Raw genomic sequence first — 13,103 nt, 5'->3', positions numbered from 1 at the left:
ATAATGCGACCTGACTTATTAATCATCTATCCCTGAGGAACATGTATGGGTGGTATCAGTATCTGGCAATTGTTGATCATTGCCGTCATCGTCGTGCTGCTGTTTGGCACCAAAAAGCTCGGTTCTATTGGTTCCGATCTGGGCGCGTCTATCAAAGGCTTCAAAAAAGCGATGAGCGATGATGAGAGCAAGCAGGATAAAACCAGCCAGGACGCTGACTTTACTGCTAAATCCATCACCGACAAGCAAGAAGAAGCCAAAAAGGAAGACGCTAAACGCCACGATAAAGAGCAGGTATAAGTCGTGTTCGACATTGGTTTTAGTGAGCTCCTGCTGGTCTTTGTGATTGGCCTGATCGTGCTGGGGCCTCAGCGTCTGCCGGTGGCGGTGAAAACCGTTGCGGGCTGGGTTCGTGCGCTGAGATCGCTGGCATCGACCGTTCAGAATGAACTGGCCCAGGAGCTTAAGCTGCAGGAATTTCAGGAAAGCCTGAAAAAGGTTGAGAAGGCGAGCATGGATAACCTGACGCCGGAACTGAAAGCGTCAATGGATGAGCTGCGCGAAGCGGCGGAATCCATGAAGCGCTCCTATAGCATCAACGATCCTGAAAAAGCGAGCGATGAAGCGAACACCATCCATAACCCGGTGGTGAAGGGCAGCGAAGAACAGCGTGAGGGCGTCACGCCTGCCAGCGCTGAACATCAGGCTGCTGCGCCTGAACAGACGCCGCAGGAAACCGAAGTGAAAAAACAGGTGCAGCCGGAAAAGCCCGTGGTTAACGCTGCCGAGGCAAAACCCGCCGCGCCCGTTTCCGAATCATCCCCCTCGTCGAGTGATAAAGCGTAAACATGGCTGTAGATGATACTCAACCGCTGATTACGCACCTCATAGAGCTGCGTAAGCGTCTGTTAAACTGCATTATTGCGGTTCTCGTTATTTTTCTATGCCTGGTCTATTTCGCCAACGATATCTACCAGGTGGTTTCTGCGCCGCTGATCAAGCAGATGCCGCTGGGCGCAACGATGATTGCAACAGACGTTGCTTCTCCGTTCTTTACCCCCATCAAGCTGACCTTCTGGGTGTCGTTGATTGCCTCTGCGCCCGTCATTCTGTACCAGGTGTGGGCCTTTGTGGCGCCGGCACTGTATAAGCACGAACGCAAGCTGGTCATTCCGCTGCTGGTATCCAGTTCGCTGCTGTTCTATATCGGCATGGCGTTTGCCTATTTCGTTGTCTTCCCGCTGGCCTTCGGCTTCCTGACGCATACCGCGCCGGAAGGCGTCCAGGTGTCGACGGATATCGCCAGCTATCTTAGCTTTGTGATGGCGCTGTTTATGGCGTTTGGCGTGGCATTCGAAGTGCCGGTGGCCATTGTGCTGCTCTGCTGGGTAGGGGTCACCACGCCGGATGACCTGCGTAAGAAGCGTCCGTATATCCTGGTCGGCGCCTTCGTTGTCGGCATGCTGTTGACCCCGCCGGATGTATTCTCCCAGACGCTGCTGGCCATACCGATGTACTGCCTGTTTGAGGTCGGCGTCTTCTTCTCACGTTTCTACGTGGGTAAAGGGCGTCGGTCGGATGACGAAGACGATACCTCCGACAAGACCACTGAAGAGTAAAACCAGCCGCCCGTCAGGGCGGTTGTTATATGGGGATTCGCATGTTTGATATCGGACTCAACCTGACCAGCTCGCAGTTTGCGAAAGATCGCGATGAGGTGGTTGCGCGCGCGTTTGCCGCTGGGGTGAAAGGGCTGCTGCTGACGGGCACCAACCTGCATGAGAGCGAGCAGGCGCAGCAGCTGGCGCAACGCTACGAACGCTGTTGGTCTACCGCTGGCGTGCATCCTCACGACAGCAGCCAGTGGACCCCGGAAAGCGGGGAAACCCTGCGCAGGCTGGCGAAGACACCAGAAGTGGTGGCGATTGGCGAATGCGGCCTCGATTTCAACCGTAACTTTTCCACGCCTGAAGAGCAGGAAAAGGCATTCACTGCCCAGCTTGCGCTGGCGGCAGAGCTTGAAATGCCCGTATTTATGCACTGCCGCGACGCGCATGAGCGTTTCCTGACTCTGCTGGATCCGTGGCTCGAGAAACTGCCCGGCGCGGTGCTGCACTGCTTCACCGGCTCACGGCAGGAGGCGCTGGAGTGCCTGGAGCGCGGGCTTTATCTGGGCATTACCGGCTGGGTTTGCGACGAGCGCCGCGGGCTTGAGCTTCGGGAGCTGCTACCCGCGATCCCGGCTGACCGGTTGCTCCTTGAAACGGATGCGCCCTATCTGCTCCCGCGCGATATGCAACCCAAACCGGCATCGCGACGCAATGAGCCCGCTTATCTGGGGCACATAGTTGAGCGCGTCGCGACGTGGCGCGGAGAGGATCCGCACTGGCTTTCCGCACAGACGGATGACAACGTGCGTAATCTGTTTGGGATAAACGTTTAAAGTTTGCGGAAGTCGGTGTTTTTAACGCTCTGCAGCACCTGCTTGTTCAGCAGATTAAGCAACAGCATAGAGCGCGCTTCCCCGTCCGGCTCGGCAAAAATCGCCTGCAGGCCTTCGAAAGCCCCTTCGGTAATCACGACGCTATCGCCCGTGTAGGGCGTTTCCGGGTCGGTAAGGTCTTCGGGCTGCTGATAAATCGACAGCTGGTGGATGACCGATGAGGGAACCGTCGCGGGGTGGGCGCCGAAGCGAACAAAATGGCTGACGCCGCGCGTGGCGCTGATGGTGGTGGTGTGGATCACCTCCGGATCGAACTCCACGAACAGGTAGTTCGGGAACAACGGCTCGCTAACGGTTGTGCGCTTCCCGCGCTGCATTTTTTCAAGCGTGATCACGGGCGTCAGGCAATTGACTGACTGACGTTCAAGATGTTCCTGCGCGCGCTGAAGTTGCCCGCGTTTGCAATACAGTAAATACCAGGCCTGCATAATCACTCTTTCCCTTAGTTCGGGGCGCAAGCATATCAAAACCCTGGCGGGATCGCTAAGTTGATTATAATGGGCGAAAATGGGACAGAACGCATAACTTCACGCTAATTTAACAAAATTACAGCATCAAGCAGTCTTACGCCGTATAATGAAGCGCTTACAGAGAGGCCATGATTAACTGCATGAAATACCACGATCTCCGCGACTTCCTGACGCTGCTGGAAAAGCAGGGTGAACTCAAACGTATTACCCTTCCTGTCGATCCTTATCTGGAGATGACAGAAATTGCTGACCGCACCCTGCGTGCCGGCGGCCCCGCATTACTGTTTGAAAATCCGAAAGGGTACGCCATGCCAGTGCTGTGCAACCTGTTTGGTACACCGCGTCGCGTCGCACTGGGGATGGGGCAGGAAGACGTCACGGCCCTGCGCGAAGTCGGTAAGCTGCTGGCCTTCCTGAAAGAGCCGGAGCCGCCGAAAGGCTTCCGCGATCTGTTCGACAAGCTGCCGCAGTTTAAGCAGGTGCTAAACATGCCCACCAAACGCCTGCGCGGCGCGCCCTGCCAGCAGAAGGTGCTGGAAGGCGATGCGGTTGATTTGACTAAAATCCCTATCATGCAGTGCTGGCCGGAAGATGCCGCGCCGCTGATCACCTGGGGACTGACCGTCACGCGCGGTCCGCACAAAGAGCGCCAGAATCTTGGTATTTACCGCCAGCAGTTGATTGGCAAGAATAAGCTCATCATGCGCTGGCTGTCGCATCGCGGCGGCGCGCTCGATTTCCAGGAGTGGTGTGCTGCGCGTCCGGGTGAACGTTTCCCGGTGTCTGTCGCGCTCGGCGCCGATCCGGCCACCATTCTCGGGGCCGTCACGCCCGTACCGGATACGCTCTCGGAATATGCCTTTGCAGGCCTGCTGCGCGGAACGAAAACGGAAGTCGTGAAGTGTATCTCTAACGATCTCGAAGTTCCGGCCAGTGCAGAAATTGTGCTGGAAGGTTACATTGAGCAGGATGAACTGGCGCCAGAAGGCCCTTACGGCGACCACACCGGCTATTACAACGAAGTGGATAACTTCCCGGTGTTTACCGTGACGCACATTACGCAGCGTGAAGATGCGATTTATCACTCCACGTATACCGGGCGTCCACCGGATGAACCGGCAGTATTGGGCGTGGCGCTGAATGAAGTGTTTGTGCCGATCCTGCAAAAGCAGTTTCCGGAAATTGTTGATTTTTACCTGCCGCCTGAAGGATGCTCGTATCGCCTGGCAGTGGTCACGATGAAGAAGCAGTATCCTGGTCACGCGAAACGCGTGATGATGGGCGTGTGGTCTTTCCTGCGCCAGTTTATGTATACCAAATTTGTTATTGTCTGCGATGATGACGTTAACGCCCGCGACTGGAATGACGTAATCTGGGCTATTACCACGCGAATGGACCCGGCGCGCGATACGGTGTTAGTCGAAAACACGCCGATAGATTACCTGGATTTTGCCTCGCCGGTTTCCGGCCTTGGCTCAAAAATGGGACTGGATGCCACAAATAAATGGCCTGGCGAAACCGATCGTGAATGGGGTCGCCCGATCAAAAAAGATCCTGCTGTGACCGCGCGCATTGATGCGATCTGGGACGAACTGGCCATAATGAATAACGGTAAACCCTGAGCTGACCGTTAAGCCCTATAGACTTCCCGACAGAGAGAGCGAATGACAACCTTAAGCTGTAAAGTGACCTCGGTAGATGCCATCACCGACACCGTATATCGCGTCCGTTTAGTGCCAGAAGCGCCATTCTCTTTCCGCGCGGGTCAGTATCTGATGGTCGTGATGGATGAGCGTGATAAGCGTCCTTTCTCTATGGCCTCAACGCCAGCGGAGCAGGAATTTATTGAGCTTCATATTGGTGCGTCAGAGCTTAACCTGTATGCGATGGCCGTCATGGACCGCATTCTGAAAGAGCGCGAGATCGTGGTGGATATTCCGCACGGCGAGGCATGGTTACGTGATGACGAAGACCGTCCGCTGATCCTGATTGCTGGTGGTACAGGCTTCTCCTACGTGCGCTCCATTCTGCTGACCGCCCTGGCGCGTAACCCGGACCGTGATATCACCATCTACTGGGGTGGCCGTGAAGAGAAACACCTGTATGACCTGTCCGAACTCGAAGCGCTGAGCGTCACCCATCCTAACCTGCGCATTGAGCCGGTGGTTGAGCAGCCGGAAGAGGGCTGGCGCGGGCGTAGCGGTACGGTACTGACGGCAGTGCTGCAGGATCACGGTACGCTGGCAGGACATGACATCTATATTGCAGGGCGTTTCGAGATGGCGAAAATCGCCCGCGATCTGTTCTGTAACGAACGTGATGCGCGTGAAGACCGCCTGTTTGGCGATGCGTTTGCCTTCATTTAAATAAAAAAACCCGCCCCTGACAGGCGGGAAGAACGGCAACTAAACTGTTTCTCTTCGCCAGTGACACGACTGGCGGCGAGGTACCTCTTGTAGGCCGGGAAAGCGCAGCGCCTCCCGGCAAAAGCCCGATGGCGCGATGCTTATCGGGCCTACGTTATAGCCTTACACTCTCTCAAACACCGTCGCGATACCCTGACCCAGACCGATACACATCGTTGCCAGACCAAACTGGGCATCTTTGCGTTCCATCAGGTTGATCAGCGTCGTGCTGATACGCGCCCCGGAACAGCCCAGCGGGTGTCCGAGGGCGATCGCGCCGCCGTTGAGGTTAATCTTCTCGTCGATCTGCTCCATCAGCCCCAGATCTTTAATGCACGGCAGGATCTGCGCGGCGAACGCTTCGTTCATCTCAAAGAGATCGATGTCGCTGGCGGTTAAGCCCGCTTTTTTCAGCGCCAGCTTTGAAGCCGGAACCGGGCCGTAGCCCATGATCGACGGATCGCAGCCCACGACCGCCATCGAACGTACCCGAGCACGAGGCGTTAATCCCAGCTCGCGGGCGCGACTTTCGCTCATCACCAGCATCGCGGCGGCGCCGTCGGACAGCGCCGACGAGGTCCCTGCCGTGACCGTACCGGTGACGGGGTCAAACGCCGGACGCAGGGTGGAAAGCGCTTCGACGGTGGTTTCCGGGCGAATGACTTCATCGTAGCTGAACTGCTTCAGAACGCCGTCTGCATCGTGGCCGCCGGTCGGGATGATCTCGTTCTTAAAGGCACCGGACTGCGTGGCGGCCCAGGCGCGAGCGTGAGAGCGCGCGGCAAAGGCATCCTGCATTTCGCGGCTGATGCCGTGCAGGCGGGAGAGCATCTCGGCGGTCAGGCCCATCATCCCCGCCGCTTTCGCCACGTTGCGGCTCATCCCCGGGTGGAAATCGACCCCGTGGCTCATCGGGACGTGACCCATGTGCTCGACGCCGCCCACCAGGCAAGCCTGCGCATCGCCGGTCATGATCATGCGGGCCGCGTCGTGCAGCGCCTGCATTGACGAACCGCACAGGCGGTTGACGGTGACGGCCGGAACCGAATGCGGGATCTCCGCCAGCAGTGACGCGTTGCGGGCGATGTTGAAGCCCTGCTCCAGGGTCTGCTGCACGCAGCCCCAGTAGATATCGTCCAGCGCAGCCGGATCCAGCGCCGGGTTACGCGCCAGCAGGCTACGCATCAGGTGCGCGGAGAGGTCTTCCGCACGCACGTTACGGAACGCGCCGCCTTTTGAACGGCCCATCGGGGTGCGAATCGCATCAACAATGACAACCTTTTCCATTGTGACTCCTTAAGCCGTTTTCAGCTCGCCAACCGGACGGGCTGGCTCAACTGCGGGATAGTAGGGTTCGTTATGGCGCGCTTTGTTACGCAGCCCTTCCGGCACCTCATACAGCGGGCCGAGGTGCTGATACTGCTGGGCCATATCGAGATAGCGTGCGCTGCCGAGCGTGTCCAGCCAGCGGAACGCGCCGCCGTGGAACGGAGGGAAGCCGAGGCCATACACCAGCGCCATGTCGGCTTCTGCCGGGCTGGCGATAATGCCTTCTTCGAGGCAACGCACCACTTCGTTAATCATCGGGATCATCATCCGGGCGATGATTTCATCGTCGGTGAAGTCGCGTTTTGGCTGACTGACGTCGGCCAGCAGGCCATCCACCGCCGGATCTTCTTCTTTCTTCGGTTTGCCTTTGCTGTCTTCTTTATAGCGCCAGAAGCCCAGGCCGTTTTTCTGACCGAAGCGGTTAGCGTCGAACAGCGCGTCAATGGCGTCGCGATAGTCTTTGTGCATGCGCTGCGGGAAACCTGCCGCCATCACCGCCTGGGCGTGGTGGGCGGTATCAATGCCCACAACGTCCAGCAGATACGCCGGGCCCATCGGCCAGCCGAACTGTTTTTCCATCACTTTGTCGATTTTGCGGAAGTCCGCACCGTCGCGCAGCAGCTGGCTAAAACCGGCGAAGTAAGGGAACAGCACGCGGTTGACGAAAAAGCCCGGGCAGTCGTTAACGACGATCGGCGTTTTGCCCATCTTGCTGGCCCATGCCACCACTTTGGCAATGGTGTCGTCTGAGGTTTTTTCCCCGCGGATCACTTCGACCAGCGGCATACGGTGTACCGGGTTGAAGAAGTGCATCCCGCAGAAGTTTTCCGGACGCTTCAGCACGCTCGCCAGTTCGCTGATTGGAATGGTGGAGGTGTTAGAGGCCAGAACGGTATCCGGGCGAACCTTGTCTTCCGTTTCCGCCAGCACCGCTTTTTTCACTTTCGGGTTCTCGACGACGGCTTCGACCACCACGTCGACACGATCGAAACCGCTGTATTCCAGCACGGGCTGAATGGTGGAGATCACGCCTGCGAGCTTCAGCCCGTCAATTTTGCCGCGCTCAAGCTGTTTATTCAGCAGCTTGGCCGCTTCGGTCATGCCCAGCGTCAGGGATTTCTCGTTGATGTCTTTCATCACTACCGGCACGCCTTTCCAGGCAGACTGGTAGGCGATGCCGCCACCCATAATGCCCGCGCCGAGTACCGCCGCATGTTTTGGCGTCTCAACGTTTTTGGTCAGCTGTTTGGCTTTGCCTTTCACGAACTGATCGTTCAGGAAGATACCGACCAGCGCGCGAGCCTCATTGGTGTGCGCCAGCGGGACAAAGCTCTGATTTTCGAGCTTCAGCGCTTCATCGCGCCCGAAACGGGCAGCCGCTTCAATGGTTTTCACCGCCGCGATCGGCGCCGGGTAGTGTTTACCCGCCGTCTGCATCACCATGCCTTTGGCGATGGTGAAGCTCATGGTGGCTTCAATCTTGCTGAGTTTTAACGGCTCCAGCTTCGGCTGGCGTTTGGCCTTCCAGTCGAGCTCGCCGTTAATGGCCTGACGCAGAATGGCGAGTGCGCCTTCAACAAGCTTCTCATGTTTTACAACGCCGTCGACCAGGCCAATTTTCTGCGCCTGTTCTGCGCTGACGTCTTTACCCGCGGCAATGATCTCCAGCGCGCTGTCGGCGCCCAGCATGCGCGGCATACGGACGGAGCCGCCAAAGCCCGGCATAATGCCCAGCTTGGTTTCCGGCAGGCCGATGCGCAGATCCGGCGTCGCCAGGCGGTAGTCGGTCGCCAGCACGCACTCACAGCCGCCGCCCAGCGCGTAGCCGTTAACGGCGGAAATGGTCGGGACAGGCAGATCTTCCAGACGATTAAAGACGCTATTGGCAAAGTGCAGCCACTGGCTCAGCTGTTCTTCAGGCACCAGGAAGAGCGAAAGGAATTCGGTGATATCGGCACCGACGATAAAGGCCGCTTTGTTCGAGCGCAGCAGCAGCCCTTTTAATTCAGTTTGTTTTTCCAGAACATCCAGCGCCTGGCCAAGACTGGCCACCGTCGCGGTATCGAGCTTATTGACTGAGCCGGGGGCATCGAACACGAGTTCGGCAATGCCATCTTCCAGCCAGTTGAGGTACAGGGTGTCGCCTTTGTAGAGCATGTCAGTCTCCTGAATCCAGCAAGTGGATCTGGTCATACCAGATGAGTCGGAGTGTGGGATTTATGTTAATAAAATGCAAATTACTCATTAAGAAATTGCTGCATTGATCACGGTCGGTGGAAATCACGCAGGCGGAGTGAGGTGTGCTAAGATGCGATGACTTGAGGTCAAAAAACGAAAGGAATAATGATGGACTCACTGGCTTCGCTTTATAAAAATCATATCGTTACCCTACAGGAACGTACCCGCGATGTACTGGCCCGCTTTAAGCTGGATGCGCTGCTGATCCACTCCGGCGAGCTGATGAATACCTTTCTGGATGACCACGCTTATCCGTTTAAGGTGAACCCACAGTTTAAGGCCTGGGTGCCGGTGACGCAGGTTCCCAACTGCTGGCTGCTGGTGGATGGTGTGAACAAGCCGAAACTGTGGTTCTACCTGCCGGTCGATTACTGGCACAACGTTGAGCCGCTGCCGACCTCTTTCTGGACGGAAGAAATTGAGGTCATTGCGCTGCCAAAAGCGGACGGGATTGGCGGCCAGCTGCCTGCCGCGCGTGGCAACATCGCTTATATTGGCCCTGTTCCGGAGCGTGCATTAAGCCTGGATATTGCGGCAGACAAACTCAACCCGAAAGGGGTGCTGGATTACCTCCACTATTACCGCGCGTATAAAACCGACTACGAACTTTACTGCATGCGTGAAGCGCAAAAGACCGCGGTAAACGGTCACCGTGCGGCGCATGAAGCCTTCCAGTCCGGCATGAGCGAGTTCGATATCAACCAGGCGTACCTGACCGCCACCGGTCATCGCGATACCGACGTGCCGTACAGCAACATTGTCGCGCTCAACGAGCACGCGTCCGTCCTGCACTACACCAAACTGGATCACCAGGTTCCTTCAGAAATGCGCAGCTTCCTGCTGGACGCAGGGGCCGAGTACAACGGCTACGCGGCCGATCTGACCCGTACCTGGGCGGCAAATGCGGATACCGATTTTGCACAGCTGATCAAAGACGTGAACGATGAACAGCTGGCGCTGATTGGCACCATGAAGGCGGGAACCAGCTATGTGGACTACCACATCCAGTTCCATCAGCGCATTGCTAAACTGCTGCGTAAGCATCAGATTGTGAAAGACATGAGCGAAGAGGCGATGGTCGAGAACGATCTGACCGGGCCATTTATGCCGCACGGTATCGGCCACCCGCTGGGCCTGCAGGTGCACGACGTTGCGGGCTTTATGCAGGATGATACCGGTACGCACCTGGCGGCACCGTCTAAATATCCTTACCTGCGCTGCACCCGTATTCTGGAGCCGCGCATGGTGTTGACGATTGAACCGGGGATCTACTTTATCGAATCCCTGCTGGCGCCGTGGCGTGAAGGCCAGTTCAGCAAGCACTTCAACTGGGCAAAAATTGACGCGCTGAAGCCGTTTGGCGGCATTCGTATCGAAGATAACGTGGTGATTCACGAAAACGGTATCGAGAATATGACGCGAGACCTGAAGCTGGCCTGATGGAAAGCTGGCTGATACCGGCTGAACCGGTCACCTTTGTTGAGGAAATCAAGAAAAGCCGCTTTATTACCCTGCTGGCGCATACCGACGGCGTAGAGGCGGCAAAAGCGTTTGTCGAGTCCGTCCGGGCTGAGCATCCTGACGCCCGTCACCACTGCGTGGCGTGGGTAGCAGGGCCGCCGGACGATTCGCAGCAGCTGGGGTTTTCCGATGACGGTGAACCGGCGGGCACGGCCGGTAAACCCATGCTCTCGCAGCTGATGGGTAGCGGCGTGGGTGAAATTACCGCCGTGGTGGTGCGCTACTACGGCGGCATCCTGTTAGGTACGGGTGGGCTGGTAAAAGCGTATGGCGGCGGCGTTCAGCAGGCACTGAATATCCTGAAGACCACCCGCAAAACGCCTCTCACCGAATATACTTTGTTATGCGATTACGCCCAGCTCTCGGGTATTGAAGCGCTGCTGAGGCAGTTTAACGGTGTCATCGCACACAGTGAATATCAGGCGATGGTGCAATTACGCGTGGCGCTTCCTCAGGCGGAACTGGCTGCTTTTTCAGCAAAACTGGCTGATTTTAGTCGTGGCTCGTTGCAATTGCTGCCGATTGAAGAATAATCCCCACCTCACTTTTGAATACCAAAGGAAGCGGCAGAGATGCATTTTCGTGCCATAACCCGAATCGTTGGACTGCTGGTCATACTCTTTTCCGGGACGATGATTATCCCTGGACTGGTGGCGCTTATCTACCGGGACGGGGCGGGGCGGGCATTTACCCAGACCTTCTTTGTCGCGCTGGCGATCGGCTCCCTGCTGTGGTGGCCGAACCGTCGTCAGAAAGGTGAGCTGAAATCTCGCGAAGGCTTTCTGATTGTGGTCCTGTTCTGGACGGTGTTGGGGAGCGTCGGTTCGCTGCCCTTTATCTTCTCTGAACAGCCTAACCTGAGCATCACGGATGCCTTCTTTGAATCCTTCTCCGGCTTAACGACGACCGGGGCCACGACGCTGGTGGGGCTGGATTCGCTGCCGCACGCGATTCTCTTTTATCGCCAGATGCTGCAGTGGTTTGGCGGTATGGGGATCATCGTCCTGGCGGTGGCCATCCTGCCGATTCTGGGCGTCGGGGGGATGCAGCTCTATCGCGCCGAAATGCCGGGACCGCTGAAAGATAACAAGATGCGGCCGCGTATTGCCGAGACGGCGAAAACCCTGTGGCTGATTTATGTCTTGCTGACGGTAGCCTGCGCGCTGGCGCTATGGTTTGCCGGGATGCCTGCGTTTGATGCTATCGGACACAGTTTTGCGACGATTGCCATCGGCGGGTTCTCCACCCACGATGCCAGCGTGGGCTATTTCGACAGCCCAACGATTAACACTATCATTGCCATTTTCCTGCTGATCTCCGGCTGTAACTACGGCCTGCACTTCTCTTTACTGAGCGGGCGCAGCCTGAAGGTGTACTGGCGTGACCCTGAGTTCCGCATGTTCATTGGGGTCCAGCTGACGCTGGTGATCATTTGTACGCTGGTGCTGTGGTTCCATGATGTCTATAACTCCGCGTTGACCACGCTAAACCAGGCCTTCTTCCAGGTGGTGTCGATGGCGACGACCGCCGGGTTTACCACGGACAGCATCGCCCGTTGGCCGCTGTTCCTGCCGGTGCTTCTGCTCTGTTCCGCGTTTATCGGCGGCTGTGCGGGGTCGACGGGCGGTGGTCTGAAGGTGATCCGTATTCTGCTGCTGTTCAAGCAGGGCAACCGTGAGCTGAAGCGTCTGGTCCACCCCAATGCAGTCTACAGCATTAAGCTGGGGAACCGCGCGCTGCCGGAACGTATCCTCGAAGCGGTGTGGGGATTCTTCTCGGCGTATGCGCTGGTCTTTATCGTCAGTATGCTGGCGATTATCGCGACGGGAGTGGATGATTTCTCCGCCTTTGCGTCCGTCGTCGCAACATTGAATAACCTCGGGCCTGGCCTGGGCGTGGTGGCGGATAACTTTGCCAGTATGAACCCGGTCGCGAAATGGATCCTCATCGCCAATATGCTGTTTGGTCGTCTTGAGGTCTTTACGCTGCTGGTGCTGTTCACCCCTACATTCTGGCGCGAGTAAGGAGCCATTGATGAAAACACTGATTCTTTTTTCTACGCGAGACGGACAAACGCGTGAGATTGGCGCATACCTTGCATCGGAATTAAAAGAGTTGGGTATTTACTCGGATGTGGTGAACCTGAACCGTGCGGAACAGATTGCCTGGCAGGATTACGACCGCGTGGTGATTGGCGCATCTATTCGTTACGGGCATTTCCATCCGGCGCTGGATCGCTTTGTGAAAAAGCACACGGCAATACTCAACAAAATGCCAGGCGCGTTTTACTCGGTCAATCTGGTTGCGCGTAAAGCGGAGAAGCGCACGCCACAGACCAACAGCTACACGCGCAAGTTTTTACTCAGCTCGCCGTGGCAGCCAGACCTGTGCGCCGTTTTTGCCGGCGCGCTGCGCTACCCTCGCTACCGCTGGTATGACCGCTTTATGATCCGTCTAATTATGAAGATGACGGGGGGAGAAACCGATACGCGTAAAGAAGTGGTTTATACCGACTGGTCGCAGGTAGCCAGTTTTGCGCGGGAAATCGCACATTTAACGGGCGATTCGCGACTTAAATAAGCGTTAAGTTTGAAAAGTGAGCGAACGAAAAGTTTTTTGTATTTTGTGCTTGTCACT

Annotated in this window: 13 protein-coding genes; 10 read left to right on the top strand and 3 right to left on the bottom strand. The window is 56.8% G+C overall.

Features of this window, described 5'->3' with window-relative positions; translation table 11 throughout:
• The first annotated feature begins 45 nt into the window (after positions 1-45).
• From tatA to tatD, 4 genes are read left to right on the top strand one after another with little or no spacing between them, the layout of a single operon-like run.
• On the top strand, positions 46-300 hold the full coding sequence (tatA, locus tag ACVCAM_RS23025; RefSeq protein WP_008501522.1) for a Sec-independent protein translocase subunit TatA: 255 nt from the start codon (positions 46-48) through the stop codon (positions 298-300).
• A 3-nt stretch (positions 301-303) separates the two neighbouring features.
• A complete protein-coding gene (tatB, locus tag ACVCAM_RS23020; RefSeq protein WP_008501521.1) occupies positions 304-846 on the top strand; it encodes a Sec-independent protein translocase protein TatB in 543 nt (180 codons plus the stop codon).
• Between the two features lie 2 nt (positions 847-848).
• Positions 849-1,619 (top strand): Sec-independent protein translocase subunit TatC, encoded by a 771-nt coding sequence (gene tatC / locus ACVCAM_RS23015; protein WP_008501520.1) that lies wholly within the window; start codon positions 849-851, stop codon positions 1,617-1,619.
• A 41-nt stretch (positions 1,620-1,660) separates the two neighbouring features.
• Positions 1,661-2,443 carry a 3'-5' ssDNA/RNA exonuclease TatD gene (gene tatD, locus ACVCAM_RS23010; RefSeq protein WP_059359206.1) on the top strand — a complete coding sequence of 261 codons (783 nt, stop codon included), beginning with the start codon at positions 1,661-1,663 and terminating at the stop codon, positions 2,441-2,443.
• Here the strand turns inward: tatD and rfaH are convergent.
• Positions 2,440-2,931, bottom strand: coding sequence for a transcription/translation regulatory transformer protein RfaH (gene rfaH / locus ACVCAM_RS23005; RefSeq protein WP_008501518.1), 492 nt, complete (start codon positions 2,929-2,931; stop codon positions 2,440-2,442). The two genes, tatD and rfaH, sit on opposite strands and share 4 nt — an antisense overlap.
• 170 nt (positions 2,932-3,101) lie before the next feature.
• On the opposite strand from rfaH, the gene ubiD reads away from it, so the two are divergent.
• The gene (gene ubiD / locus ACVCAM_RS23000; RefSeq protein ID WP_447093685.1) at positions 3,102-4,595 is read left to right on the top strand and encodes a 4-hydroxy-3-polyprenylbenzoate decarboxylase; all 1,494 of its coding nucleotides are present in this window, start codon (positions 3,102-3,104) and stop codon (positions 4,593-4,595) included.
• A gap of 42 nt (positions 4,596-4,637) precedes the next feature.
• Entirely contained in the window at positions 4,638-5,339 is a 702-nt protein-coding gene (gene fre, locus ACVCAM_RS22995) for an NAD(P)H-flavin reductase (protein WP_032675626.1), read from the top strand.
• Positions 5,340-5,501: 162 nt separating this feature from the next.
• Here fre and fadA read toward each other — a convergent pair whose 3' ends face one another.
• Positions 5,502-6,665: an acetyl-CoA C-acyltransferase FadA gene (gene fadA / locus ACVCAM_RS22990; protein ID WP_008501515.1), complete on the bottom strand. Its 1,164-nt coding sequence runs from the start codon at positions 6,663-6,665 to the stop codon at positions 5,502-5,504.
• Positions 6,666-6,674: 9 nt separating this feature from the next.
• Positions 6,675-8,864, bottom strand: a complete 2,190-nt coding sequence (gene fadB / locus ACVCAM_RS22985) for a fatty acid oxidation complex subunit alpha FadB (protein ID WP_348582056.1) — start codon at positions 8,862-8,864, stop codon at positions 6,675-6,677.
• A 189-nt stretch (positions 8,865-9,053) separates the two neighbouring features.
• Between fadB and pepQ the strand changes: the two genes are divergently transcribed.
• Genes pepQ through hemG form a run of 4 tightly spaced genes read left to right on the top strand, consistent with a single transcriptional unit; the run spans position 9,054 to position 13,046 of the window.
• The gene (gene pepQ, locus ACVCAM_RS22980; protein ID WP_008501513.1) at positions 9,054-10,385 is read left to right on the top strand and encodes a Xaa-Pro dipeptidase; all 1,332 of its coding nucleotides are present in this window, start codon (positions 9,054-9,056) and stop codon (positions 10,383-10,385) included.
• Positions 10,385-10,999: an IMPACT family protein gene (locus tag ACVCAM_RS22975; RefSeq protein ID WP_008501512.1), complete on the top strand. Its 615-nt coding sequence runs from the start codon at positions 10,385-10,387 to the stop codon at positions 10,997-10,999. Before pepQ ends, ACVCAM_RS22975 begins: the two co-directional genes overlap by 1 nt.
• Before the next feature lie 39 nt (positions 11,000-11,038).
• Positions 11,039-12,490: a Trk system potassium transporter TrkH gene (gene trkH, locus ACVCAM_RS22970; RefSeq protein ID WP_008501511.1), complete on the top strand. Its 1,452-nt coding sequence runs from the start codon at positions 11,039-11,041 to the stop codon at positions 12,488-12,490.
• A gap of 10 nt (positions 12,491-12,500) precedes the next feature.
• Positions 12,501-13,046, top strand: coding sequence for a menaquinone-dependent protoporphyrinogen IX dehydrogenase (hemG, locus tag ACVCAM_RS22965; RefSeq protein WP_447093684.1), 546 nt, complete (start codon positions 12,501-12,503; stop codon positions 13,044-13,046).
• The last annotated feature ends 57 nt before the right edge of the window (positions 13,047-13,103 follow it).

Source organism: Enterobacter sp. CFEC122 (genome assembly GCF_052983755.1).
The sequence above is the reverse complement of the archived record's forward strand: the minus strand, read 5'-3'. Positions and strand labels throughout refer to the sequence as shown.

Excerpts from the sequence above, each read along its gene's own strand:
- tatA (WP_008501522.1), top strand. The coding sequence starts at position 46 with ATGGGTGGTATCAGTATCTGGCAATTGTTGATCATTGCCGTCATCGTC.
- tatC (WP_008501520.1), top strand. The coding sequence starts at position 849 with ATGGCTGTAGATGATACTCAACCGCTGATTACGCACCTCATAGAGCTG.
- tatD (WP_059359206.1), top strand. The coding sequence starts at position 1,661 with ATGTTTGATATCGGACTCAACCTGACCAGCTCGCAGTTTGCGAAAGAT.
- rfaH (WP_008501518.1), bottom strand. The coding sequence starts at position 2,931 with ATGCAGGCCTGGTATTTACTGTATTGCAAACGCGGGCAACTTCAGCGC.
- ubiD (WP_447093685.1), top strand. The coding sequence starts at position 3,102 with ATGATTAACTGCATGAAATACCACGATCTCCGCGACTTCCTGACGCTG.
- fre (WP_032675626.1), top strand. The coding sequence starts at position 4,638 with ATGACAACCTTAAGCTGTAAAGTGACCTCGGTAGATGCCATCACCGAC.
- fadA (WP_008501515.1), bottom strand. The coding sequence starts at position 6,665 with ATGGAAAAGGTTGTCATTGTTGATGCGATTCGCACCCCGATGGGCCGT.
- fadB (WP_348582056.1), bottom strand. The coding sequence starts at position 8,864 with ATGCTCTACAAAGGCGACACCCTGTACCTCAACTGGCTGGAAGATGGC.
- pepQ (WP_008501513.1), top strand. The coding sequence starts at position 9,054 with ATGGACTCACTGGCTTCGCTTTATAAAAATCATATCGTTACCCTACAG.
- ACVCAM_RS22975 (WP_008501512.1), top strand. The coding sequence starts at position 10,385 with ATGGAAAGCTGGCTGATACCGGCTGAACCGGTCACCTTTGTTGAGGAA.
- trkH (WP_008501511.1), top strand. The coding sequence starts at position 11,039 with ATGCATTTTCGTGCCATAACCCGAATCGTTGGACTGCTGGTCATACTC.
- hemG (WP_447093684.1), top strand. The coding sequence starts at position 12,501 with ATGAAAACACTGATTCTTTTTTCTACGCGAGACGGACAAACGCGTGAG.